General features: G+C 53.9%; 15 protein-coding genes. 7 read left to right on the top strand and 8 right to left on the bottom strand.

The window, feature by feature from the left end:
• Positions 1 to 479: 479 nt before the first annotated feature.
• The 3 genes from G491_RS0120195 to G491_RS0120185 form a co-directional block, all read right to left on the bottom strand.
• Positions 480 to 2,156 (bottom strand): MltF family protein, encoded by a 1,677-nt coding sequence (locus G491_RS0120195; protein ID WP_028315859.1) that lies wholly within the window; start codon positions 2,154 to 2,156, stop codon positions 480 to 482.
• Between the two features lie 152 nt (positions 2,157 to 2,308).
• Positions 2,309 to 3,178, bottom strand: coding sequence for a radical SAM protein (locus tag G491_RS0120190; protein WP_012610048.1), 870 nt, complete (start codon positions 3,176 to 3,178; stop codon positions 2,309 to 2,311).
• A gap of 56 nt (positions 3,179 to 3,234) precedes the next feature.
• Entirely contained in the window at positions 3,235 to 4,068 is an 834-nt protein-coding gene (locus G491_RS0120185; protein WP_028315858.1) for a hypothetical protein, read from the bottom strand.
• A gap of 218 nt (positions 4,069 to 4,286) precedes the next feature.
• On the opposite strand from G491_RS0120185, the gene G491_RS0120175 reads away from it, so the two are divergent.
• From G491_RS0120175 to G491_RS31705, 3 genes are all read left to right on the top strand, one after another.
• A complete protein-coding gene (locus G491_RS0120175) occupies positions 4,287 to 4,946 on the top strand; it encodes a protein-L-isoaspartate(D-aspartate) O-methyltransferase (RefSeq protein WP_012610046.1) in 660 nt (219 codons plus the stop codon).
• A 120-nt stretch (positions 4,947 to 5,066) separates the two neighbouring features.
• Positions 5,067 to 5,648 carry a YqaA family protein gene (locus G491_RS0120170; protein ID WP_012610045.1) on the top strand — a complete coding sequence of 194 codons (582 nt, stop codon included), beginning with the start codon at positions 5,067 to 5,069 and terminating at the stop codon, positions 5,646 to 5,648.
• A gap of 256 nt (positions 5,649 to 5,904) precedes the next feature.
• The gene (locus G491_RS31705; RefSeq protein WP_084511609.1) at positions 5,905 to 7,182 is read left to right on the top strand and encodes a D-alanyl-D-alanine carboxypeptidase/D-alanyl-D-alanine-endopeptidase; all 1,278 of its coding nucleotides are present in this window, start codon (positions 5,905 to 5,907) and stop codon (positions 7,180 to 7,182) included.
• Positions 7,183 to 7,409: 227 nt separating this feature from the next.
• Here G491_RS31705 and G491_RS0120160 read toward each other — a convergent pair whose 3' ends face one another.
• Entirely contained in the window at positions 7,410 to 7,775 is a 366-nt protein-coding gene (locus tag G491_RS0120160) for a response regulator (protein WP_028315857.1), read from the bottom strand.
• Positions 7,776 to 8,036: 261 nt separating this feature from the next.
• Positions 8,037 to 9,266 (bottom strand): SpoIIE family protein phosphatase, encoded by a 1,230-nt coding sequence (locus G491_RS31700; RefSeq protein ID WP_051327405.1) that lies wholly within the window; start codon positions 9,264 to 9,266, stop codon positions 8,037 to 8,039.
• A 391-nt stretch (positions 9,267 to 9,657) separates the two neighbouring features.
• Here G491_RS31700 and G491_RS0120150 point away from each other — a divergent pair, with 391 nt between their 5' ends.
• The 4 genes from G491_RS0120150 to G491_RS0120130 all read left to right on the top strand — a co-directional run bounded on the left by G491_RS0120150 (position 9,658) and on the right by G491_RS0120130 (position 17,399).
• A complete protein-coding gene (locus tag G491_RS0120150; protein WP_012610040.1) occupies positions 9,658 to 10,566 on the top strand; it encodes an SDR family oxidoreductase in 909 nt (302 codons plus the stop codon).
• A 504-nt stretch (positions 10,567 to 11,070) separates the two neighbouring features.
• Complete coding sequence (locus tag G491_RS0120145; protein ID WP_028315856.1) at positions 11,071 to 14,106, top strand: chemotaxis protein CheB; 3,036 nt, start codon at positions 11,071 to 11,073, stop codon at positions 14,104 to 14,106.
• Between the two features lie 2 nt (positions 14,107 to 14,108).
• Positions 14,109 to 15,842, top strand: a complete 1,734-nt coding sequence (locus G491_RS31695) for a hybrid sensor histidine kinase/response regulator (protein WP_051327404.1) — start codon at positions 14,109 to 14,111, stop codon at positions 15,840 to 15,842.
• 678 nt (positions 15,843 to 16,520) lie between these two features.
• The gene (locus tag G491_RS0120130; RefSeq protein WP_028315855.1) at positions 16,521 to 17,399 is read left to right on the top strand and encodes an alpha/beta fold hydrolase; all 879 of its coding nucleotides are present in this window, start codon (positions 16,521 to 16,523) and stop codon (positions 17,397 to 17,399) included.
• 612 nt (positions 17,400 to 18,011) lie between these two features.
• Here G491_RS0120130 and G491_RS0120125 read toward each other — a convergent pair.
• From G491_RS0120125 to G491_RS0120115, 3 genes are all read right to left on the bottom strand, one after another.
• Positions 18,012 to 20,033, bottom strand: coding sequence for an alpha amylase C-terminal domain-containing protein (locus tag G491_RS0120125; RefSeq protein WP_028315854.1), 2,022 nt, complete (start codon positions 20,031 to 20,033; stop codon positions 18,012 to 18,014).
• A gap of 1 nt (position 20,034) precedes the next feature.
• The gene (locus tag G491_RS0120120; protein WP_028315853.1) at positions 20,035 to 21,600 is read right to left on the bottom strand and encodes a glycogen synthase; all 1,566 of its coding nucleotides are present in this window, start codon (positions 21,598 to 21,600) and stop codon (positions 20,035 to 20,037) included.
• An 81-nt stretch (positions 21,601 to 21,681) separates the two neighbouring features.
• Positions 21,682 to 25,974 (bottom strand): amylo-alpha-1,6-glucosidase, encoded by a 4,293-nt coding sequence (locus tag G491_RS0120115; RefSeq protein WP_028315852.1) that lies wholly within the window; start codon positions 25,972 to 25,974, stop codon positions 21,682 to 21,684.
• Between the last annotated feature and the right edge of the window lie 77 nt (positions 25,975 to 26,051).

Here is a 26,051-nt window from a genome sequence, read left to right as displayed (position 1 = left end):
CACAGGGGGGCGCATCTACAAAGTACTCATGGCGAAAGCAGGCAAACGTGTAGTCGCAGGCCCCCGTGCCTGCCATTTTTAACTCGTTCCCATGCTCCGCGTGGGCATGAATATTATAAACTATTGAAATAGTTATGTTTAAATGTTAATATTATGTTAAATAATAACCTGTTATGCATTGCTCATGGGTCAGTGGGTTAGAAAAATTTTGTCGGGTTGAAGTCCACGAGCGTTGAGGCCGGCTTGCTGCATCCTTGGCGGATTTCGTAACCCGACCTACATAAATAATTAATTGATTCAATATGTTGACCAAGAGAAGCGTAGGTCGGGTCATGCGGAGCAAGGCATATATATGTTGCCGAGGCAGGCTTTATCCTTGCCTGTGAGGTATAACCGGCAAGGGAACCAACGCGAAGCGACCCGACGTTTTTATTTGATATCCTAAAACAAAAAATGAAGTGAGGAGCTTTTGCGGAGGATCAGCTTCTTTCGTAGCCCAGGCGGAAGGCGACGTAATACTTATTGACGTTGGCCACGTATTCCACGGTTTCCCGGCCGATGTCCATGGCGGCCATTTTTTCCACGTTGTAAAACCATTTGTTGGGGTCAAGGCCCTGGAGGGCGGCTTCCCGCCGCAGGTGATTGATGCGCGCGGGGCCCGCGTTATAGGCGGCCCAGGCGAACAAAACCCGGTCTTCCGGGGAGATGTCCGGGGAGTTGAAGTAATGCTCCCTCAGAAAATAAAGATACTTGGCGCCCGCATGGATATTGTTTTCCAGATCGTTAATATCCGGGATGCTGACCACTTTGTCGGCCGCCGTGCTGGGCATGATTTGCATGACGCCCACCGCGCCCTTGTGGCTGGTCTTGGTATGGTCAAAGCCGGATTCCTGGTAGGCCTGGGCGGCCAGGGCCAGCCAGTCAAAGCCGTATTCATCCCCGTATTTTTGGAAGAGGTCTTCCAGGGGGGAGAGCTTCTCCTGATCCTGGGGCGAAATGGCGTTGTTGATCCAGGAGGCGTTTTTATAATAGCGGTCATAAAAGATGTTGCCCATCAAGGTCCCTTTACGGTGGGACCGGATGAAGTCATTTAGTTCCGCCCGAAGCTGATGGGTGTCCTTGCGCACGGCCCAGGCGATTTTTCCGCCCGTGTTCACGGCGAGATCCTCGTGCACCCGGATGTCGGGCAGCGCCCTGGCCCAAAGTGTGGCGATGTGGCTGTCGGCCACGGTAATCTTTATGACCCCGGAGTTTACAAGCTCCAGGATGTCGTCCGTATTCAGGCTGGAATCGCCCCGGACGATTTTGATGGGCGCAAGATTTTTGGCGGCCAGGGAGGCGTTCAGCTTGTTCAGGTGTTCGGAATAGCTGCTGCCGGGGCGGACGTAAACCTGCCTGCCGGAAAGGTCTTCCAGGCTGTTCAGGTTTTTAACCTCCCGGTTAACCACCACCACTTCGTTCACGTTCCGGATATAAGGCTGGGTGAACCGGGCCTTTTTCGAGCGTTCCGGGGTGATGGTCATGCCGGCGGCCACCACGTCGCCCAAGCCCTGGTTCAGCTTGTCCATCATTTCGTCAAAAGGCGTTGGGATGAAAAACACCCTGATGGGCCTTTGGCTGGGCGATAGATCCTTATTGACTTTTTTTTCAAATTCCCTGAAAAGCTCGTATTCAAAGCCCTTGATTTCGCCGTGGGAAAAGAAAAAGTTGGTGCGCCCCATGCTGATGAGCACGCGGAGCACGCCTCGCTCCCTGATCTCGTCCAGGTCGCCCGTAAACTGCTCCTGGCGGAGGGAATTGACAAGGGTGAGATAGTCGCACTCCTGGTCGGTCTGGCGGACTCTGGAATCCACGTCGCTCTTGCGGTCAAGAACCCAGGCGTCCAGGGCGGCCAGATTCACGTCGTCCATGTCCCCGGCCGGGTCCTGGAGTTCGTTTGTTCTTTCCAGTTCCAGGGCCGGTTCTCTTTCCGCGGCGTCCGTCAAGGCCAGGGATTCTTCCGGGGTGTCGTCCGGCAGGGCGGGAGGCAAGGGATTGTCGGGGGGCAGGGCCGTCAGAAAGAGCGTGGCGGCCATGGGAGGATGCATAAACACCAATCCGGCTATAGCGACAGCTACAAAGGCCAGCTTAACCGATTGGTTTTGCGTGGGTCCCATTTGGTATCTCAGTGCTGCTAACATCTTTAACGCCCCGGTTGCTTTCACGCCGAGGCAATAGTCCTCCGCACCATATTAAAATCGCGTTCGTTTTCAACGCGATTCATATGTCCCTTATTCCTTCAATTTTTCCTAAAACCAACTCACACTATTTACAAAGCTCTCATCCATTCCGGTTTGAGGGCGACCTTGCCGTCCAAGGCCTTGTTGATGAGCGCCAGGGTTTTTTCCTTGTCCTCGGGCATTTTGGCCCGAATGGGCAAATAATTGGACGCATGATTCGCGTGGAACAGTCCGTTGGTCAGATTGGTGTTGGCGATCATGGTTCCCAGTTCGGTCAACACTTCATCCGGCTCTAAAATCGGAAAGTCTCCCGCTTCATACTCCGTATACAACTCCGTGCCGGGCACGATCATGAGGCTTAACGCCCCCACGTATTCAGGGTCGATGGCGCTTAACACCTTGCCGGTGGCGATGGCGTGCTCCTGGGATCTCTCCCTGCCTGCCAAACCGACCAAAACCGTGATGGAAAGTTGAATGCCCGCCTCCCGGCATTTTTTGCCCATGGCGATCATTTTTTCCGAATCGCAGCCCTTGCGGACATGCTTCAAGGTTTGGTCGTCCCCTGTTTCCAATCCCATATAGGCAATTTTCAGGCCAAGCTCCCGCAACTCCTTGAGCTCGTCCAGGCTCTTCATGGACAGGCTTTTATGATTTGCGTAAGTGCCTACGCGGGTTACCCACGGAAGCTGCCTTTTGATTTCCGTTAAAAATTTTACCAATCTTTTTTGGGGAATGATCAAGGCGTCCCCGTCGCACAGAAAAAGCCGGTCCTGACGCCGGCAATATTGGGCGGCGAAGGCGATGTCCTCCATGATGATGTCGTCGGACTTGATTTTAAAGCGTTCGCCTTTATAAGCCGCGCAAAAGGTGCATTTATTATGGGAGCAACCTACGGTTGCCTGCAGCAGGATGCTGTTCGCCTCGCTGGGCGGCCGGATCATGTTGCCTTCATAATGCATATGTTTTTTCCTTATCGTCAAAAAATTGAACAACGATGTTTTCCGCAACAAGCTAATCATTGTCCCCGGTTTTTCAAGTCTACCCGGCCTCCATTGTCAAGACCGAATTTTTCCATGACCATGGCCGTCAATATATCGAACACCTCGGAACCGGTCTTGTCCGCCAGTCGGTCGCCATTGACAATTGCCTTGAATAATTCCCGATTTTCCTTGTTGGAGAGGTCCATGGGCTTCTCCAGCCAGAGGATTCTGGCCGCCCCTTTGTCAAAAATCAGACAGGGGCCGAACAGGGGCTTTTTCGGGTCCGAGCGGTCCAAAATCCCCTTGGCGACCGTTGAATTCTTCCTTTTGGTCCAGGGATGGTCCGTAAATCCCAACAACTCCGAAAACATGGCCGCGCCGTCTCCGATGCCCTGCAGGTCCAGGCCGGCCAGGGCCTTGACGGAAAGAGCTCTGATTTCCTCTATGTCGGATTTGTCGAAGGAAAGGTCCACATCGCCCATGATCATGCCGGCCACATGATCCACGGTGTCCTGGCGGCGGCTGATGACCACGTCCTTGTCCGACAGGATTTTCCGGATGTTGCGGATTTTGACCATTTCCTTGACCACCGGGTTCTTCCGCATGGCCACGTCTTCCACGCTAGTACCTTTATATAAGGCCAGCTCGTTGTCCATGACCATGATCAGGCCCTGGGGTTCGTTGGGGGCGAGCACTTGAAACTCCATGTCCCGGGCTTCGGTCTGGCTGAAGCCCAGCATGCCCAGCAGGCTGCGCATGGCTTCCTTGTCCACCTTGGCCTCGGTTCCCGGGGGGCGGATGCTGGACCTGACGGATTGGGCAAGGGCGTCCACTTGGATTTTTTTCAGCAGGCGTTGTGCAAAACTCATGGCTTCCTCCTAAGGAAATCACCTACGTTCAAGAACTCTATATCCGGATAAAGTTAACACAGGGCCGGCGGATTGTAAACTTGTAGAAAAGCGGGCTTTTTATTGACGGAAAAGGTTTTTTGCTGATAAGTATGGCCCACTGGCAAGCCGCAATCCCTTATGGTTTTCCCCTGAGGGCGGAGCATCGGAATTCCCCTACAAATCAATGCGGGGCTGTATTGAAACCTTTAAAAAACGATCCATACGCCGGGCGCCGCAAACAAATGGTCCGAACCCAGATTCAGGCCCGCGGCGTCAGCGATCCCAAGGTCCTGGAAGCCATGGACACCGTGCCCAGGCACCTGTTTGTGAGCGAGGCTTTGCATGATCAGGCGTATCAGGACTTTCCCCTGCCCATCGGTGAGGGGCAGACCATTTCCCAGCCCTATATCGTGGCGGAAATGACCCAGGCCCTGAACCTGACCAAAGAGGACAGGGTTTTGGAAATCGGAACCGGATGCGGTTACCAGACAGCCGTCCTGGCCCAACTGGCCTACAAGGTGTACACCATTGAACGGATTCGCAGCCTGTTCATCGGCGCACGCAGGATTTTCGACGAACTGGGCTTTCATAATATTGTGGCCCGGTGCGCTGACGGAACGCTGGGCTGGCAGGACGAAGCGCCTTTTGACGCCATTATCGTCACCGCAGGGGCGCCCATAACCCCCAAAGCGCTTATCAGCCAACTGGCCATGGGGGGGCGGCTGATCATTCCGGTGGGGGATCAAAGCGTACAATCCTTAAAAAAAATCGTGCGGGATGAAAACGGAATTCACGAATCCGACCTTGGCGCCTGCCGATTCGTTAAACTGGTGGGAGAGCAGGGGTGGAGGGATTGATCGCCTTTTCGCATCCTAAACCGGGCAGGGGAGGGCGAGCCTGACGAACGTCCCGTCCCATTCTTTCACAGGACAGCCTATTTATTCCATTTTTTTAATCCATCAGGAAAGCGGGAGAACATGCTGAAGCGTTTGTACAATTGGGTGATCGGATGGGCGGAAAGCCCCCATGGCGTTTGGGCCCTTGCCATTCTGGCTTTTGCCGAGTCTTCGTTTTTTCCCATCCCGCCTGACGCCCTGTTGATTGTACTGGCTCTCGGCATGCCCAAGAAGGCTTTCAAGTTCGCGGCTTACTGCTCGGTGGGGTCCATCCTGGGCGGCATGTTCGGGTATTTCCTGGGTTGGCAATTCATGGACGCGGTAGGGTTTAAAATCATCGAGTTCTACCACCTGACCGACAAATACGTCCACGTGCAGGAACTCTACGCGACCTACGACGCATGGATTACGTTCGCGGCCGGATTCACGCCCATCCCGTACAAGCTGTTCACCATTGCAGGCGGGGCGTTTAAGATCAACTTTCCCGTGTTCTGCCTGGCTTCGGCCGTATCCCGCTCCGCCAGGTTCTTTTTGGTGGCCGCCTGCTTCTATTATTTCGGGCCGACCATCAAGCCTTATATCGACAAATACTTCAACCTGCTGGCCGTCATTTTCACCATCATGCTCATCGGCGGGTTTGTGTTGATCAAGTACCTGATGTAATAAAAGAGAGCGCCTAAATTTTGGCGCCCTTTGACGCCTTTGGCGTACAATCCCAAAGGTGAGGATTTGATAAGCCGGATAAGCTATACTCCCTCCCCCTTGACGGGGGAGGGCTGGGGTGGGGGTGACATGTTTCCGGATTCAAACGCCCCCCATCCTGTCCTTCCCCCGCCAGGGGGGAAGGAACCATGACTCCGGGGCTATGATTTCCGGGAAGCAATATGGTTGATAGAAAGGCCAAAGCTTCGAACCAAAGATGGCGAACCTGACAAGGAACATGATGAGCGGGAATCGGCAAAAGCAAAGGAGGCTATGGAATTACGGAATTCTTCCGCTTCTTTGCATGCTCCTTTTGTCCGTGAGCGCAAGCCGGATTCCGGCCAGGGAGCCTTCCCTGGATTTGGACGCGTCAAAAGACCTGCCCCAGTCCATAGCCCGTCTATTGGGGCCCAAAGACTCCCTATTGGCGGAAAACTCCAAGGGGGAAATCCTTTATTCATACAACCCCAACGCCCTGCGCACGCCTGCATCCACGTTTAAAGTGTTTACCAGCCTGCTGGCCCTTAATAAACTGGGGGAGGATTTTCACTTTAAGACGGAAATCTATCAGGACGGAGAAGGAAACCTGAAAATCAAGGGATACGGAGATCCTTTGCTCATTTCCGAAGTATTGGAGCCCCTGGCCGGAGAAATCGCCTCCCGAACCAAGTCCTGCAAGCAAATCGTGCTGGATTCCTCCTATTTTAAGACGCCCCTGGAAATTCCCGGGACCGGATCCACGGCCAATCCCTACGACGCGCCGGTAGGCGCTTTGTGCGTGAATTTCAACACCGTGTTTTTTACCTATGACGCGAATGGAAAATTGGCCTCCGCCGAAGATCAGACGCCGCTCATCCCGTTTGCTGAAACAATTATTCGCTCCAAGAAGCTCCCCAGAGGCAGGGCTTTGCTGACGCAGGAGCATGAGCAGACCACCCTGTACGCTGGGCATCTGCTCCGCTATTTTCTCCGGGAAAAAGGCGTGGCATGCGGCGAAGTCGTTCTGGGAAGGGTGAAGCCCGGGGATACGCTCCTGTTTGAGCATGAGTCCCCTTACTCCCTCACCGAGGTCGCGGGCAAAGCCCTGGAATTTTCCAATAATTTTATTGTGAACCAGGTTTTTCTGAGCGTGGGCGCACACGAAAAAGGCGCGCCCGCCACCCTGGAAAATGCGGTCAACACGGCCCGGGAATTCGCCGCCAAGGAATTGGAGATCAAAGACCTGATCGTGGCCGAAGGCTCCGGCCTGTCTCGGAAAAATCGGATTACAGCCTCCCAGATGATGAAGGTTTTGCGGGCTTTCCAGCCTTATCAAACCCTGATGCATTATGAAGATGGAGTCTGGTACAAAACCGGCACCCTCCACGGGGTCCGCACCCTGGTGGGCTACATCCCCGAAGGCGATTCGGACGGCCTGACCCGGTTCGTCATCTTCATCAACACCCCCGGCGGCTCCGCACAAAAAGTCTTAGGTCGAATTTTACAATCAAATTAGAATGTTAAATTGAGATCGCGTAGGCCGGGTCACCCGTGCGGAGAAGCGTATTTGAATTATAAAGATGCCGTCTTGCCGCATAAAAGTTTAAAACATAGGGCGCGTGTACGAAGCGACCCGACATTTTTCACTATTTGACAATTTTGCCAACAGCGGATTGATATACGAAATCATGGGGGAGGAAATATGTAATAGTGGAGGCGACTTCTTGATATGGAGAAAAATTTTTAACCCAAAAGCTCCTTGACCGTGCTTAGCAGCACGTCCCTCGTTACGGGCTTCTCCAGGGTTACGTTGGCGCCGAGCGTTTTGGCCATTCTCAGGTATTCATTCGAAGATATGCGCCCCCCGCCGGAAACCGCCATAATTTTGACGTGCGGGGAATTTTTGCGCGTTTCCACAATAGTCTCAATGCCGTCCTTATCCGGCATAATGATGTCTACAATCAGGAGGTCCACGGGCTTTTCCTTAAGCAAACGAATCCCTTCATCGCCGTCCTGGGCCGCTCGCACAGAGTATCCGGCCCTTTCCAGCGTCATTTTAAAAATGGTGCATATTTCCTTTTCATCGTCGATAATCAATATTTCAGGCATATCCATCTCCCAAAAACAGCGCCGGCCTTTTGTTAATCCAGAGCGCGGAAAGAGCCTCTTCCGCCTGAAAAGCAAAGAAAAGCCGTTTATGGACCGGAAAAGGAACTCTTGCCGTATTTTGAAAACTCACAGGTAGATTTATGCAAAGCGTATGCCGTTTTTAATGGAGTTTTTAGAGAATGATTGATGAATGTCGTTAATCGATACGGAAGCTAAAAGCGTCTCAGAAAGCCGGCTAAATCCAAAAAGATTTCCCTCTTGTCAGGCGCCGGGCAGCCCGAGCTTGGCCTCAATGATGGTTAAATCGTCTCCCAAACGGTCTGATCCGGTTAATTCCGTGACATGCGAGACCAGGGCGTCCAGAGCCTCCGGGTTGGCGCAGGCCTGGGTCTCCATGTAATGGCAAAAGCCTTCCATGCCCCAGAACGCGCCGTCCGGCTGGGTGATTTCAAAAGCGCCGTCCGAGAAAATGTACAGGCACCCGGGATTCTCCAGGATGGTGGATTCCTGGCTGAAGGAGGCGTCTTCCCTCGCACCCAGAATGATATTCTTTACGGACAGATTTTTCGCCCTGGGCGGCTGCCCGGGAATGTGCTCCATGAACAGGGCCGGCGGATGGCCTCCACTGGAATACTTCAACTCCCGGGTCTTCCGATTGTATACTCCGTACCACATGGTGAAAAACATAAAGTCGTGCTTTTCACCGGGAAAGGCCTTGTTCAAGGATTCCAGTACCTGCGCCGGCTCCTGAAAGTCCGTGTCCGGAAGGGTTCCGGACCGGATCATGTTCACCACGGAGACGGACAGCAGGGCCGGGCCAACTCCATGGCCGCTCACGTCAAGCAGGTACATGGCAAAGTGGTCGTCGTCCAGCCATTGGTAGCCGAAGGTGTCCCCGCCCAGGGTTTCCGCGGGAAGAAACTTCCACTTGGCGGCCACGCCCCTGTCGCTGAAAGGCTCCGGCAAAACCGACCTGACATACTTGGCGGCCGCGGCCAGTTCGTCGTTCAACCTTCGCAAGGCGTGATCCCTCTGTTCCAGGGACTGCCGTAAAAGGTCCTCCGCCTCTTTCTGTTTGGTCAGATCCACGATGAAAGCGCCGTTGCCCAACACCCGGCCAAGGTCGTCCGTCAGAATATTGCCGTGCACGGCCACCGGGATGGTTCCGCCTCCCTTTTTCAGCAGGGCGCCTTCAAAGCGGCGGTCCCGGGACATGCGCATTTCAGGATGTTGGGGAGCAATGCAGGATTGGGTCTGGTCGTCGTAAATCTCCCACATATACTTGCCCGCCAATTCCCCTGCCGTAAACCCGGTCATCCGGCACAAAGCGTCGTTGACGTCCTTGATCACACAGTCTTCATCCCCCAGCACAAACCCCTCCTGGGTGGATTCCAGCACCCGCCGGTACAGGGTTTCCCGATATTCCAGCCCTTTCACGTAATTTTCCTGGCTGGGATTTTTTGGGCTGCTGAAATTGCCGGATTCCGTCATATGGCGCCGCCTGTAAGTAAAATTAGGGTGACCTCAACGCTGAATATGAGATATATCGCATTTTTCCCATTGCTACCATATTCTTTGAGAGGGGACAAGGCGCCGGGGTTCCGCCGAAGGGGGGAAAATCTGACGGATAATGGCGAACGCTCGCTCTAATTTGAACTTTTACTTCCTGGATTCTATTATTTTTGTACCTCTCCTTGTCAATGAATGTAGAAATTTGGGTGGATCGTTTATTTTCGGGGCATTTTTGTCTTGACTCATGTTTAATAAGGTGGTTTTTGTATTCCTTCTAAGATGAAGCCAATCGGCTTTGCCCATGGGAACCACCATAAATACATAAACAGCCCCAAGGCGAGAGCCCGGGCGGAAAAGCAGGAGGAGTAGGATGGCTGATATTAGATTTGACGGAAAAGTGGCTATAGTAACCGGAGCAGGCGCAGGAATCGGCAGGATGTACGCCATGGAACTGGCCGCCAGGGGCGCCAAAGTGGTGGTCAACGATCTCGGCGGCGCCCGCGACGGCTCCGGCGCCAGCACCTCTGCAGCCGATCAGGTTGTGGAAGAAATCAAGGCCGCCGGCGGCGAAGCGGCTGCCAACTACGACAACGTGGCCACCATGGAAGGCGGCGCCAACATCGTGCAGACCGCTGTGGATAATTTCGGCAAGGTGGACATCCTGATCAACAACGCGGGCATCCTGCGCGACCGTTCCTTCCTGAAAATGACGGAAGAAGAATGGGACCTGGTCATCGCCGTGCATCTCAAGGGCGCTTTCTGCGTGACCCAGCCCGCTGTCAAGCTCATGAAGGAAAACGGCTACGGAAGGGTTATCTTCACTTCTTCCACTTCCGGCCTGTACGGCAACTTCGGCCAGTGCAACTACGGCGCCGCCAAAATGGGCGTTGTGGGCATCATGAACACCCTCAAGCTGGAACTGGCCAAGTACGACATCAAGATCAACACCATCGCCCCCACGGCGTACTCCCGTATGACCGAAGACATCATTGACGAGAAAATGGGCGCAAAACTCAGGCCCCAGTTCAACTCCCCCATGGTGCTGTATCTTTGCTCCGAAGAAAACCAGACCACCGGTCAGATTTTCGCCATGGGAGCAGGCTGGTACGCCAGAACCGCCATCGTATCCGGCGACGGCGCATGCATTGGCGACGCAGAAAGGGACATCACCCCCGAAGAAATCCGCGACAACTGGGACAAAATCGGCGACCTCGCCAATGACAAGCCCCACGACAGCGGAACAAGCATCTTCAGCTACATGATGCCTCTGCTTTCCTAATTAAAGAATGTAATCGCCCCTTGACCTGACAAGGCGGCTGTTATGAGGCCAAGCCGGCCGTTCGGGATTCCCCCGGGCGGCCGGTTTTTTTCTGCCGTCATTCCCGAGCGTCCCTGTCGGGAATCCAGCGTCTTAATTTCCATTTATTTCCAACCACGGAAAACATGGAAGATAAGGTTTTTGTGGATAATCTGAGGAGGCATGTTAACACGGTATGTTTCTCACCATTTACTCAAAGGTGAGGCCAATGCGGTTTCGGAAGGAAGATTGAAGATCAGCCAATTCGTCCTTCTGACCATGGTGAATCAATGCGTTTGCAAATTTTTGATGGACACAAAACAAAGGCCGTGTCTAAAATAAAGTCTAAAAACGTATCATAGTAGGCCATTTGCGCCGAAGCGTTTTCCATTCAAAAGGCATGGAGCTAGAGTTTTTTGTTTCATGGGCGCTTCTTTTTTGCCGCTTTTATAAAATTGAGTGAAGAGTTCACGAGAGTGAGATTCCATGCCTCTCCAAAAACAAATCATCTCCCAAGAATCAAAAAGAGAAAAATCCAACACAAAGGTGGGTTCGGAGGATCCTTCCAGCGATAGAGGCGCATCTTTCCCCATCGTCGCTATCGGCGCCTCCGCCGGGGGGCTGGGAGCCTTTGAATCATTTTTTTCCGGAATGCCCGCGGACAGAGACCCTGGCATGGCATTTGTTCTTGTGCAGCATTTGGCCCCGGACCACAAGAGCATTCTTGTGGAATTAATTAAACGCTGCACCCCCATGCAGGTGTTTGAGGTTTCGGATGGGATGGAGGTTCAGCCGAATTGCGCCTATATAATTCCTCCCAACCGGAATATGGCTTATAGTAATGGATCTCTCCATCTGTTGGAGCTTGTGGCGCCGCGCGGTTTGCGGCTCCCCATCGACTTTTTTTTCCGCTCCCTTGCCCAGGATCTGCACGAGCGTGCTATTGGAATAGTGCTTTCCGGCGCAGGAAATGATGGCGCCGCGGGTGTTCGCGTTATCAAGGCGGAAGGGGGCATGGTGATGGCTCAGAGCAGCGAATCCACCACGTTCAACAGCATGCCGCACAACGCCATCGCCACCGGCTTGGTGGATTTTGTTTTAGCGCCTGCTGATATGCCTGCTCAGCTCATTAAATATGTTACACACGCTTTTGGAGGCCAGGCAATTTCGAAAATGCATCAATCCGAGAAAAAAAATGAGAATATCCTTGAAAAGGTGTGTGTTCTATTACGCGCCCAAACCGGCCACGATTTTTCCAATTACAAGGAAAACACCATCATCCGCCGCATTGAGCGGCGGATGGCTATCCAGCAAATTGAACGCGTCAAGGACTACCTTCGCTATTTACAGCAAAATCAGGATGAAGTGGAAGCCCTGTTTCGGGATTTGCTAATAGGCGTCACTAGCTTTTTCAGGGATCCCGAGGCCTTCGAGGCCCTTGAAGCCCTGGCAGTGCCGCGTATTTTTAAAAGCAAGCCTCAGGGCGCCTTAATCCGTGTCTGGGTCCCAGGCTGTTCAACAGGCGAAGAGGCTTACTCCATTGCCATGCTTCTTAAGGAGTGCTCGGATGCATTGGGGACCAATGCGCAGGTGCAGATCTTTGCTACGGACATTGACAGCCTCGCTATTGATACGGCCCGTGCAGGCGTCTATTCGGCCAGTATTGCCGGCGACATATCCCCGGAACGCCTGAGGCGGTTTTTTTCCTTGGAGCCGGATGGAGGCGCTTGGCGCATCAATAAGAGCATTCGCGATATGCTGGTCTTTTCCACACAGGATCTGATAAGGGACCCGCCGTTTTCCAAGCTCGACTTAATTAGTTGCCGGAACCTTTTGATTTATATGGGGGGAACTCTGCAGAAAAAACTTATTCCCCTTTTCCATTATGCGCTGAAACCTGATGGGTTTCTATTCCTGGGGACTTCTGAAAGCGTGGGCGAGTACGCCGACTTGTTTGACTGTGTGGACGCCAAATCCAAGCTTTATCATCGAAAGGAAGGTTTGCCGAGAAGTCCCGGGCCGGGAATTGACCGGTATTTTCCGCCTAATGCGAATAATGAAACTGTTCTGGGAATGTGGAGAAAGGTCCCTGTGGAACCCAAACTGCCGTTGCGGGAGATCACGGAAAGGACGCTGCTGCAGCAGTATGATCCGGTTGGCGCCCTTGTGGACAAGCAAGGAGATATTCTCTACCTTTACGGAAGATCGGGCCTTTACCTGGAACCGGCCCAGGGAGAGCCGGGAATGAATGCCTTGAAAATGGCTCGTGAAGGTCTTAAGGGAAAACTGGCCCTGGCCTTGCATCAAGCCGCTTCGCAAAGGGCAACCGTGCGCCATCCCGGGCTGCGAGTGAAAACGAACGGTGAATTTACGCTTACCAACCTCACCATACAGCCTGTACCCATGCAGTCATTGGAAGGCGGCTCTGGCCCTCAGCTGTATTTAATTCTTCTTGAAAAAGCTCAAACCAGGAGCTTGGAGAATACCGGCGCCCCTTCCAAGGCGCTATCCATGGACCCGGCTTCCGCCCCCCTCCCCGGGGACGCCGATTCCATTACCGCCTTGCGCCAGGAACTGGAGGCCAAGGACGAATATCTGCAATCCACCCTGGAGGAGATGCAGACCACCAATGAGGAGCTTAACTCCTCCAATGAAGAAATGCAATCCATCAACGAGGAGTTGCAATCCACCAACGAGGAGTTGGAGACTTCCAAGGAGGAGCTCCAGTCGGTTAACGAGGAATTATCCACGGTCAATGCGGAGTTGCAAAAAAAGGTTGAGGAACTGACTCGCATTAACAACGACATGAACAATCTGCTGGCGGGAACCGAAATCGGCACCATTTTCGTGGACCTCAAGTTGTGCATTCTGCGTTTTACTCCCACAGCCACCCAGGTGATAAACCTGATTCAAACGGATGTGGGCCGCCCACTCAGTCATATTGTATCCAACCTGGAAGACTATGACTCCCTGATTGAGGATGTGAATGCCGTACTGGAAAACCTGGTTCCCAGAGAAGTCGAAGCCCGGACCCTTGAAGGCAAATGGTTCCTCCTGCGCATCCGGCCCTACCGCACGCTGGAAAACGTGATTGAAGGCGCCGTGCTCACCTTTACGGATATCACGGAAAACCGAACCATGCGGGAGGCTTTGATGGAGTCCGAGTCCGCAAACCGCCTGGCGGCAGTGCTTCGGGATGTGCAGGACGCGATTACGGTACAGGATATGGAGGGCCGCATCCTGGCCTGGAACCCCGCGGCCGAACGCATTTTCGGCTGGAGCGAAGCTGAAGCTCTGAACATGAATATTTGCGAGATGCTGCCCGGGAATCAGTACGAGACCACTCTGTTGAAAATCCGGGAGTGCGCCCAAGCCACTATTCTGCAGCCGCAAAGCATCCAACGCCTCTCCAAGAGTAATCGGATCGTGGAGATTCTGCTGACCGCCACTCCGTTGATTGATAAATCCGGAAGGGTTTATGCCATCGTGACCATAGAAAGGGAAGGGCATAAAAGGACATAGCAATGACGGAAACAATATTCGATCGGGAACAGGCCCGGGAACTGCGCCGGATAGCGGAGGAAAAGGCGGCGCGCCGGCGTCCCGCCGTTGAGGACCTCTCCCCCGAGGAAGTACGGCGCTTGCTCCATGAGCTTCAGGTTCATCAGATTGAACTGGAAATGCAGAACGAAGAGCTACGCCGGACTCAATTGGAACTGGAGTCCTCTCGGGAAATGTATTTCGACTTGTATGACTTGGCCCCTGTAGGTTATTGCACAATCAGCGAAAAAGGTTTGATTCTTGAAGCCAATATGACCGCCGCCTCCTTACTGGGCGCGGCCCGGGGATCCTTGATAACCGAGCCCTTGTCCCGTTACATCTTTCCCGGCGACCAGGATATATACTACAATCACAGAAAAACACTTTTTAAAACACGTTCCCCCCAGGTGTGCGAACTGCGTCTGCTGGACGCGGAAAAAAATCCAAAATGGTCCCGCCTGGAAGCCGCTGTTGCTCAAACAAAGGACGGAAACCCGGTTTGCCGGATGGTGATCAGCGACATTGACGCTCACAAACAAGCGGAGGAAAAGCAACAAAACCTGGAAGATCAGCTCCATCACGCGCAAAAAATGGAGTCCGTGGGCCGGTTGGCTGGAGGCGTGGCCCATGATTTTAACAACATGCTAATGATCATTATTGGATACGCCGATCTCTTATTGGCGGACAAACATCCGAACGATCCCGAACAAGACCCTTTAAAACAGATTCTTTCGGCAGCCGTTCGAGCCAGAAACCTAACAAAGCAACTGCTTTCTTTCGCCCGAAAACAAGTAATGACGCTAAAGCCCATGGATCTGAATGAAGTGATTCGAGGCTTCAGGCAAATGATGAACCGGATGGTCGGAGAAGACGTGGCGGTGGATTTTGCGTTGGAGGAAACTCCCCTCTGGGTCAAGGCTGATGTTTCCCTGATCGAGCAAATACTGATGAATATGGCTGTCAACGCCAAGGACGCCATGCCCCGCGGGGGCCGTCTTCTCTTTGAAACCATGACGGTGGAACTGGATGAACCCGGAATATGCAGCAATTGCCTGGAAGTGACTCCTGGACGATACGCCTTGCTGAAGATCAGCGACACCGGCTTGGGCATGGACCCGGAAACCGCGCAAAACTGCTTTGAACCCTTTTTCACCACAAAGGCTATGGGCAAGGGCACCGGCTTGGGGCTTTCCACGGTTTACGGCATTGTAAAGCAACATTTAGGGGATGTTAAAGTGTTGAGCCAGCCGGGGACCGGAACTACATTTATGATTTACCTGCCCATAGGCGCCCAGGCGCCAGTTCCTTTGCCGTCTCCTGATAAGGCGCGTGATGATGTTCCGGGTAAAAGCACTATCATGGTGATTGAGGACGAGGCGGCCGTTCGTAGGCTGGCATGCAAGATCCTAAGGCGCAAAGGGTATAATGTGATTGAGTCCGAGGATGGTGAGAGCGCCCTGTCTTTCGCCTGTGCTTATAACAAGCCCATTCATTTGGTGCTTTCCGACGTAATAATGCCGGGCCTGAAAGGCCCGGAAATTATGAATGGAATTCTCAAATATCATCCGGAGGCAAAGGCCCTGTTTATGTCTGGATACTCTGAAGAACATATTTCCTCCGAAAACAATCAAAAGTATAACCATCCGTTTATTTCAAAACCGTTTTCCGGAAGCCAACTACTTGCTGAAGTTGCCAAAATTTTATCAGTTATCCAATAGCTGAAAGTTGCATCTGCTTATTATCTTGATTTTTGTCCATAGAATATACAGAAATCACCTATGAAATGATCTCGATAAATTCTGTGTTTTGAAGTCTTTTGGTCGGACAGTACCAGCAGAGAGCACTATCCTGCCAGGAGCGCAGCGATATGTTGTTTAATCGTATAGGCAGTGGACGCCCCACAACCTGCATCAACATCCCGAGCGTCCCTGTCGGGAATCCAGCGTCCTTATATTTTTTAAATATCGCATAAAATCAATCTGTTACAAAAAGAAGCGTAGGTTGGGTAGAGCTTGCGAAACCCAACAAAAATAACCTGTTATCCATAATGATAAAATTCATTTCCAAGAGCCTGAGAAGTGGAGGAATCTTTGAATGAAGGTGAAGAAAGACATTCACTCCCCTTTGATTGCGGCGGCCTCTGTTCTCCCTCATCCCCGCAAGGGAGATCCACTTTTCAGGATCGCCCGTAAACGGGAATCCAGCGTCATTCCGCCTTTTCAAGCGTCCTGACTCCCGTCTGGAATCCAGGGGGGGCTTTATGCTTGGATATCTGCGCCGCCCCCGATAAACCCCGATAGGAAAAATTCGGCTTGGCCTCTTATTTGCAAAGACATTCCCTCAAAATGGTAAAAATCTGTTCACGGGGACTAAGGCATAGAGGAGGGACGTACACAATGGAAACAAAGCATCACACCTTGAAAGACGGGAGAATCCTGGCCTATGCCGAGTTTGGGAAACCGGACGGCGTCCCGGTGTTTTATGCTCACGGCGGCCCTGGGTCCCGCCTGGAAGGGGCCTTATTTCATGCCAAAGCCCTGGAACGGGGGTATCGTTTTATCGCCACGGATCGCCCGGGCATGGGAGAGTCGACATTCCTGGAAAACCGAAAGCTGCTGGACTATCCAAAAGACCTTGAAGAACTTGCCGACGCCTTGAATATCAGGAAGTTCGGCGTCATGGGATGGTCGGGAGGGGGCGCCCACACCACGGTTTGCGCGTATGCTTTGCAGGAGCGCCTGCTCTTTAATATTACCTGCGCAGGTTATACGAATTTTTCGGAACTGCCCAGCGCGGAAAAATACCTGGAGTCCAAGGCGGATCAGGTTGCCGTCGGCCTGTCCAAATCCCACCCCCGCCTGTTTAAAATGTTTTTTGACTTGATGAATTTCAGCGAAAAAGTCGCCCCGGAAGCAACCTATGACGCCTTTATGAAAAAACTGTGCCCCAGCGATAAGGAAATATCCGCGCAGCCGGAATTTAAGGCATTGTTTCTTAACGATCAGCGCGAGGCCTTCAAGCAGGGGGCGCAAGGCGTTACCACGGACGCGGCGGTCCACTATGTGGACTGGGGATTTTCCCTGTCCGAAATACAATGCAGGCTGCATGTGTTTCACGGGACGGCGGACCACATGGTTCCTTTTGAATTCGGTTTGAACCTGGAGCAAAATGTTCCGGACTGCATCCTCCACAGGCTGGAAGATCAGGGGCATTTGTTCCCCTACAAATACATGGATGCTATTTTTGACGCTGCGGACGAAGAAATCAAGGGATGAAGATTTTAACCGCCATTCCAGGGCGTCCTGGCAAGGCACTATCCTGTCTGGGTCGCATAAGCGACCTGTAATTCGACCGTTCAGAGTGTGGAATCCCTATGTTATGAACAAAGGGATGGCGTCCATCAAGGCGGGCGCCCCAGGCAAAGCAGTGTCTTGCCTGGGCGCGCCAGCGCAGTAGGTGCTACCTTTTTGCATGTGGAAACCGGAAACTTCCAGCGGACGGACGCTCTGTCCAAAACCAAACAAAACCAGAAATTCAACCCACCCCGTCCGCCGCCGACCTGACTCAATCTTCAAACGATCTGTAAATCATCCAAAAATAATCCATGATTTTAATGGTATACGGAGTTATTGAGTTTTTGAGAGACGTCCCCGAGAACACAAAATCCTTGTTAGTAGAATAATCAAAGACGTCCCCCAAAATCTCAAGACGTCCCCCAAAATCTCAGCATTTGGCGTTCCCGTGAATTCACAGAGACATCCCAGAATAAGCGACTAACCCATCTTGATGCCAGGCATAAAATATAGAACTCCGGAAAATATATATTCCGTGTTTTCCGTGTCTTCCGTGGTTAATCTCATTATCTGATGTTGCATCCCAATTGCTACTTATTTACCCATCCCCAAAACCAACGCCGTTCTAGATGGCAAATAGAGGCTTAAATAGTTTTCGCCTTTTTTGGGGCCGGGCTGGGTGAAGTGTTGGATGTCCCGATCCTGCCTGCCGTGGCCTCCGTAGGCTTGGCGATCGGTATCCAGGAGAATGGAATAAGCCCCGGCCGGAGCCGGGATCAAGCAATCCGCATAGGATTCCGTGTGATGGAAGTTAAAGGCGAAAACCAAACCATGGCTTAAGAAAGCCAGGATTTTTCTGTCTTCATCCTCTCGCAAGATGATCGGCGCCTGGCCCGAGGGCAGGGCGCTTTGTTTCGCCATGTCGATCATGTCCCGATCAAACCGCCCCAATAGGCCGTAGCGCAGGTTGGGCGCGTCCATCAGGCTCCATTGCCGGCGGGCGTAGTGGTAAGACCAGTCGTTGCCTTCCCGGGGAAAGTCGATCCATTCCGGGTGTCCGAATTCGTTGCCCATGAAGTTCAGATACCCGTCCCCGGCCGTGGCCAGGGTGATCAGCCGGATCATTTTATGCAGGGCCATGCCCCGGTCCACCCGGAGGCTTTCGCGATCCAGGGACATGTACCAGAACATATCGTCTTCCAGCATACGGAAAATGAGGGTTTGGTCGCCCACCAGGGCCTGGTCGTGGGATTCGGCGTAGCTGATGGTTTTTTCGTCGGTCCGCTTGTTGGTGAGCTCGTGCCACAATCTTCCCATGTGCCAGTCTTCATCCCGCTGGACCTTCAGGAGCTTGATCCAATAGTCGGGCACGCCCATGGCGAAGCGATAGTCAAAGCCGTACCCGCCTTGGCTTTCGTCCATGGCCAGGCCGGGCATGCCGGAGACGTCTTCGGCCACGGTGATGGCATGGGGATTCAGGGTATGGATCAGGCGATTGGCCAGGGCCAGGTAGACCAGGGCGTCTTCGTCCGTATTTTCGGTATAATAATCGTCGTAGCAGGTGAAAGCCTTGCCCAGGCCGTGATCTTGATACAGCATGCTGGTGACGCCGTCGAACCGGAATCCGTCCACGCGGAACTCGTCCAGCCAGTACCGGCAGTTTGACAGGAGAAAGTGCAGCACCTGGGGCTTGGAATAGTCAAAGCAGCGCGATCCCCACGCCGGGTGAGTTCCGCGCTTCCCGTCGTGAAAATATTGATAGGGCGTGCCGTCAAAGCACGAAAGCCCCTCCACCTCGTTGGAAACCGCGTGGGAATGGATGATGTCCATGACCACGGCGATCCCCATGCCGTGGGCAGCGTCGATCAACTCCTTAAGCTCCTCGGGCGTTCCGAACCGGGAGGAGGGCGCATAAAAGCTGGAGACCTGATACCCGAAGGACCCGTAATAGGGGTGTTCGGGCAGGGCCATGACCTGAAGGGTGTTGTAGCCCGCCTTTTTAATCCGGGGCAGGATCTTTTCCCGAAACTCGTTGAAGCAGCCGACCTTGGGCTCTTCCTGGGCCATGCCCACGTGGGTCTCGTAGATCAACAACGGCTTTTCCGGGATGAAATCCCCGTGCTTCCAGGCGTAGGGCTTTTCCGGCTTCCAGACCTGGGCGTTGAATATGCCGGTTTGCCAGTCCTGAACCACCCGGCGGGCGTAGGCCGGTATGCGGTCTCCCTCGCCCCAGGCCCACTTGATTTTCAGGCGATAGACGTCTTCATGGTGCAATGCCCTCCGGGGCAGGCGGATTTCCCACGCGCCGTTTCCGTCGATTCGTTGAAGGCGGCAGGATTCCTTCTCCCGCCATTCTGTGAAAGGCCCCGTTAGATACACCGCGTCGGCGTTGGGCGCCCATTCCCGAAAGATCCACTCGCCGTCCTGGAAATGCAGCCCGAAAAACTCATGGCCCGAGGCGATCTCCTCCAGGCTTTTTCCCTTAGGGACAAGCCGGTCGTGCATGGCGCGGATTTTGTCCTCGCGCCGGAGAATGTCCTTCAGAAAAGGCTTGAGCAACGGGTCCGAACGAACCAGACCGGGCGCCTTTTCCTTGGGGCCTCCTTGTTTCGTCATATTATGACTCGGTTTCTCCATCAGAGGATGACTGGGAGGATTTCTTTCCGCCCCCGCCGCCTATCAGCGGCCTATGGAGCATTTTTTCATAGAGGTCGATATACGCACGTGCGTTGACTTCGTGATTGAAATTTTCCTTGCCGTGACGCATCACCCGGGCGACCTGGGCTTCCCGCACTTCCGGAGACAGAAAGTAAAAGTCCATGGCCCTGTCAATGGCCCACCAAAGGCCATGGGTGTCCTGAAACCGGTACAAAAAGCCGTTGCCCTTGTTTTGCTGGGTGTTCATTTGCCAGACCGTATCATGCAGGCCGCCGGTGTCGTGGGCCACGGGCAGGGACCCGTATATGGCGCCGATCATCTGGGGCAGGCCGCAGGGCTCGAAGCTGGACGGCATAAGCACAAAGTCCGAGGCCGCAAAGGCGATGCGGGATAGCCTTTCGTCGAAATTCTGGACGGCCACCCTTTCCTCAAAGCCATGATGCAGCACAATATCCCGGAACACCTTTTGATACTCTCCGTTGGCAACCACCACGATCTGCAGATTGTTGTCCCAATACTTGGAAATCACGTCGTACATGATGTCCGCAAGAAGCTGGCAGCCTTTCTGAACCGGGTCCAGCCGGGACGGCCAGAAGAAAATCGGAGCGTTGTCGTCCTGAAGCAGTCCCAGGTTTTGCTGAATGTAGCGTTTATTCTCCAGTTTGCCGTGCACGTGGTCGTCCGGCCCGTATGCGGCGGGCAGGGATTTGTCCGTCGCCGGATTGTACGACGGGTCCGGGGCGTTCAATATGCCCGTGGCGCAGTCTGCATGCCATTTATTGGCCAGTTCCTGCTTGATGGGCTCCTGGATGAAATGGTGCTGCCCTTCGATGATTTCCATTAAAAAAGTCTGACTGACCGTGTTTACAAAGTGAGCGCCGAACACGCCGCTGGTCAAAAAGTCCACCTTGTTGTTATTGCGGCTTTCTTCGTAATTTTCCGGCGGGCGCTCATAGAACAATCCCTGCCAGAAGGACGCCGCGTCCACACCCCGATCCTCGATCTGTTCCAGGGTGTATTTTTCCGTATGGATATTATGGATGGTGAACAAACAGGGAATGCCCATCCACCGCGCCTGGCCCGGGATGAGGCCGGTCATCCAGTCGTTGCAATGGATCAGGTCCGGTTGCACTTGGGGGATGATATGGTTGATGACCTCCCGTTGAAAAGCCAGGGAGATTTTAAAATTTTCCTGGGGATAGTTGGAATACACGCCGCTTTGGTAAAAAAAAGCGCGGTCTTCCGCCAGATGAATGCGGTCTTCGGGCATGTTGCTGCGGATGGTGCTTAATTCCTTGCGCATGACAGGCCCCACGCCCGAGTAAAACACGGTGCGGAAATCCGGCAGGGCTACATGCACGTCCGCGCCTTGCTTGAACAGGGCCGAAACCAGAGCCGCCGAAACGTCGGCCAGGCCCCCGGCCTTGGCGCGAAAATAGTTGGCCATGTTCCCCATTCCAGGGGGCAGGTAAGTCACTTCGGGGGTTACAATTAAAACCCTGGGCTTTTTTGCGTCTTTAACCATGATCCTATCTTAATCCCGGGCAAGCCCGAATTACTTCATTACAGGGGGCGGAGCGCCGTCCGCTCCCGGTTTTTCATTCAACTATTCTTTTTCCGGCGCCAACTTTTTAAATACCCTGTAAAATTCGCTGGCGCCCCACGCCTGGGCGTCGCATCCCCGATTCGTGTGGGGATAGTCTCCGTCCATGACCTCGGGCAGATGTCCGTGAACGCCTTGGCGAAACAACCGTGCGCTGCTCATAAGCCAGGCAAGCGCCGTATCCTTGGCTTCCGGCCAGACCTTGGCGTAGGCCTCACAAAAAGAGGGGAACACCCAGGTCCAGGCGGTTCCGTTATGATACGCGGGCTTGCGCCGCGTGTCCTCATCCCCTTCGTAGGTTCCGAAATAGGGACGAAGGGGATCGTTCAACGCCTTGCCGTTGTCCGTAACGGGCAACGGCGTTTGCACAGGCCGATCCGCCAGGCTGCGAATGGCGCCCGGAACAATCAGTTCCCGGCAGGCCCGAACTATCGACCGGCTGATCGTCAAATCCCTGACCGCGCCCAAGGTAACCGCAAATAACTGGTTGGGCCTCAGCGCGTCGTCGGCATGGGCTATTTTTGCAGCGTCTCCCTGATTGCAATGCAAACAGTCTGCCAGAAAATCCAGGTCCGGGCGGAAAAAATACTTTGCCAAAGATTGGCTCGTTTGGATAGCCGCGTCCTTGTATCTTTCATCAACTAAAGCCGCAAAGTCAAGGGCTGCATACCACAAAGCCTGAATTTCAACCGGATATCCCTGCCTGGGGCTTCCCGGCGGATAATTCGTGTCCATCCAGGTAAAATGAGAAGGGCTGTAAACCAGGCCCGATTCCGGGTCCAGGCGCACTCCGTTGGGCGCGCCCAAACGGATGTTTTCCATAAGGGATTCCATGACCTGCCAAAGGCTTCGGCCGCCGCAATCCTGGTCGAGAAAATCCATGCCGCCGCCGGCCTCCACATAATCCCTGCACGCCGTGAAAAACCACAACGGCGCGTCCGAGGTGTCCCGGTTGCCGGCGTCGGCCCCTCGGATCATGTTGGGAATGGTTCCCCGGTCCTCAAAGGCCGCAAATTGTTTGAGGATGGCGCCGGATTCCTCCAGCCTGCCGGCGGCGATCAAACCCCGCAGGAAAATCAACGAATCCCGCCCCCAGTCCAAAAACCAGGGGTATCCAGCAATGACGGTTTTTTCCTGATCCCGTTTGACCACATAGTGCGTCATGGCCTGATGGGCCTGTTCCCCGGCGGATTGGGCTTCCTCCTGAAACAGGGACGGCGCGCTCATCAGATTGGTCGTGTTTTCCGACGGCCTTATTGCCTTGGCATCCTCATTGACGGCGCAGATAATCCGGACCGAATCCCCGCCTTTCAGGTCTATGGAAAAATAGCCCGGCGAAAACAGGTCGGAGTCCGGATCCAGGCCGCGTTGGGCCTCCAGGTCCCGATGGACCATGTAATGCCATTCCGGCTCATGGAAGAATCGGCCTTTATCCGCGCTAAGGGTTAGTTTTCGTTGGGGATGGGGCTGAAAGTTAAAGCCCCGGTCAAAAGGCTTTACCGTCCCGGGAAAGTTATCCTCCGGCCCGGCGTAGGCCTTGGTCACGTCATGAAAGCTCCGGTCTTCAACGTCCGGCCGCAAAATCAGGCTTATCGCCCGGTCTTTGGGAAGCCGATCCTTTTGCCCCGAGGCGACATGGCGGCGCACATGCATTGCCGCAGCGTTTTTATCCGGAATCATTTCCAGGCCGAAAGTCAGGACCACGTGCTGGCCCTGGCCGCAAGGCGCGGAGAATTTCCAGAATCCCCTGGAGTCCATGTCCGTTCGAAAAGCGTCCAGGCACGTACTGTTAAGCTCCCGCGAATGCCCCTGGTAGACCACCCAGGCCCGGCAGCGAGTAAGCATGATCCACCGGTCCACGGGTACGGAAGGATCGAGATTGGCGGCCAGCAACGCGTCATAGCGGGATTTCAATTCCCCCCACGCTGCATGGGCGCGCATCATGCCTCCCCGTCCATTGGTCCCCAACAGCATGGGGGCGTTGTCCAGGATTTCCTTTCCCTTGTAAATATTGGAAATGGCCGGACCGTCAGGGGAGGGGAGCAGCAGAAGCGGGTTTTCCGACCTTTCGCACGCGCCGTTTTCATACACTTCCATATGAATCTTTAAAGATTTCAAGTTGTTGGGTTGTTCAAACGGCGTGAAAAGGCAGAAAAATTTTTCCCCGTTGGAATCCACCTTTCCCTGCATCCTAAAGCTGCGTTCACACGCAAGCACCCTGGCTCCGCGTACAACCCTGGCGGAAAAGGGATGTTTTGCGTACACGATCAAATAATGCCCAGGCGGAATCATGACCTCGCGTTTTTTGTCCCTGGGCCAATGCCACGGGATAACGCCGGGCGCTTCGTCCTGACGCTTGAACTCTGCAACAAAGGCTTCCGGGTCTTTCTCCAGGGATTTCGCCAGCAAGTCCGGATTGATTTCGCCCAAATGGCCCGTGCCCTTAAAGCAGCGCAGCACGGATAGCGCCTTGGCTCTTAATCTCTGCCGCACAATAAATTGCGACTCCGGTTCGCCGTTCCCGGAAACCAGTTTCAAATCCTCCCGGTCAGGAGTGAGGCACATGACCTGGCCCGGATTGAGGCTGACGGCCTGCAGCCCGTTTTCAATGGAGGTTTGAACCTCAATACCGGTGAGGAGATCCGTGTAATCCATGCCGTCCATGCCCGCATTATGGGAGGACCAGAAGGCCTGAACCGGATTGTCGCAATCCAGGTTCACCAAAACCAAAATCCGTTTTCCCGTGGTTTTATGCAAACGCAGTAAAACGAGAAATTCGCCGTCCCCCTGTTGGATCATGGCCAGCCAGACTCCGCTGCCGAAAGACGGATGATTTTTCAGTATATTCGACAACCTTTGAATGGCCTCCACCTGATTGACCGGAGAGCCCCAGTTCAAGGAACAGGCCTTATGCACGTCGATTTTTTCCGCGGCCAGCCATTCCACTCCGTTTGCAAAGGCAAAGGCGCCGTTGGGAGCGAACAACGCGCACAGGGCTGTGCGCATTTTGGCGAAGGTGTGGGATGTGGCCGCCAGGCGGGCGTTGTCGTGGGTTTCGGCGAAATTCAGCATGATCCCCACGCTGTCGGACAACTCGATGGCGCCGGGCAGGTAATGCTCAATCTGACTTCTTTCGTAATTCTGAAACAATTCCGAATAGGCCATGTCAAAATTGGACCCATCCAAAATCGCCCGGGTTTGCCACAGGTGCCCGCCCAGGCCCTCCAACAGAAACACTGCGTCGGGAAACTGCTCCCGAACTTTGGCCAGGATGTATTTCCACGCTTCAGCGGGGACCATATAGCCCGCGTCGCACCGAAACCCGTCTACGCCGCGCCTGCACCATTTCAGGAACACGCCCGCCATGAATTTCCACAAAGATTTGTGGGAATAGTCCAGTTTTGTCAGGTCGCCCCAGACCACGCCCCAGGCCCCCGGACGTTCGATTTCGCCGTCTTCCGTCCTGGCCAGCCATTCGGGATGAGTTTCATGGAGCCGGGCCGCCCAACCCGTATGATTGATGGCGATGTCCAGAAATATTTTAGCGGAACGGGCGTGAATTGCGTCCACAAGCTCCTTAAATTGCTCCATGGGAGTGGCCTTGGGATCGAATTCCGCCAGGGCCGGATCCACTCCTCTGAAGCTGAGCGCCGCGTACGGGCTGCCGAATCTTCCCATTTTGGCGTAGGTGGTGGGCGTGGGATGAATAGGTAAAAGCTGGATGGTGCGGCAGCCCAGGACGTCTATGATAAAGTCGAGCTCCTTGATCAAATCCCGGAATTTTCCTGAGGGGGGGATGACGGAGAAGCCAATCTTATCCAGATCCTGCAGCAACTCCTGGCGGGATGCAGGCAGCCTGCCTTTTCCCGCTTTGTTCGGGCCGAACTGGCGCACAAAGGCGTTGTACAGGGTGTTGTGGCAGCATAGGTCCGCGGGCTCAACGTTGAGGACCGTATTATCGCCCTCAGGCCACAAGGGCAGGCTTGCTCCTTCTTCCAAAAAATAGCATTTGCATTGAAAATGGCCCGGATCGCAAACCGGCAGTGTCAGGGTGAACCGGCCGCCGCCAAGGGGCGCCATGGGGATGTCAAACCAGTCATGGCCCAGGGGATGCTCCCCCAACTCCGTTTCCCGGATGATTTCACGCCGGGTGACGGGCGCCTGATCCAGGTTGGTCCTGAGCCAGGCCGCGCCTTGCAAACGACTTGGCGCCTGGAGGGTAAATGTAACCGTGTCTCCTGCAAACAGCAGCAGGGTTTTTCCTGGTTCGGGGCGCTGATTGATCTGATTTTCCACGGTTTATACCCATAACAGCTCTATAATTTTAAAAAATGAAATATATCTTCCAAGTTTCTTCATGTACCAAGTAGCCG

Source organism: Desulfatibacillum aliphaticivorans DSM 15576 (genome assembly GCF_000429905.1).
GTDB lineage: Bacteria > Desulfobacterota > Desulfobacteria > Desulfobacterales > Desulfatibacillaceae > Desulfatibacillum > Desulfatibacillum aliphaticivorans.
Note: the sequence above shows the minus strand (reverse complement) of the source record. Positions and strands in the feature narration are given on the sequence as shown.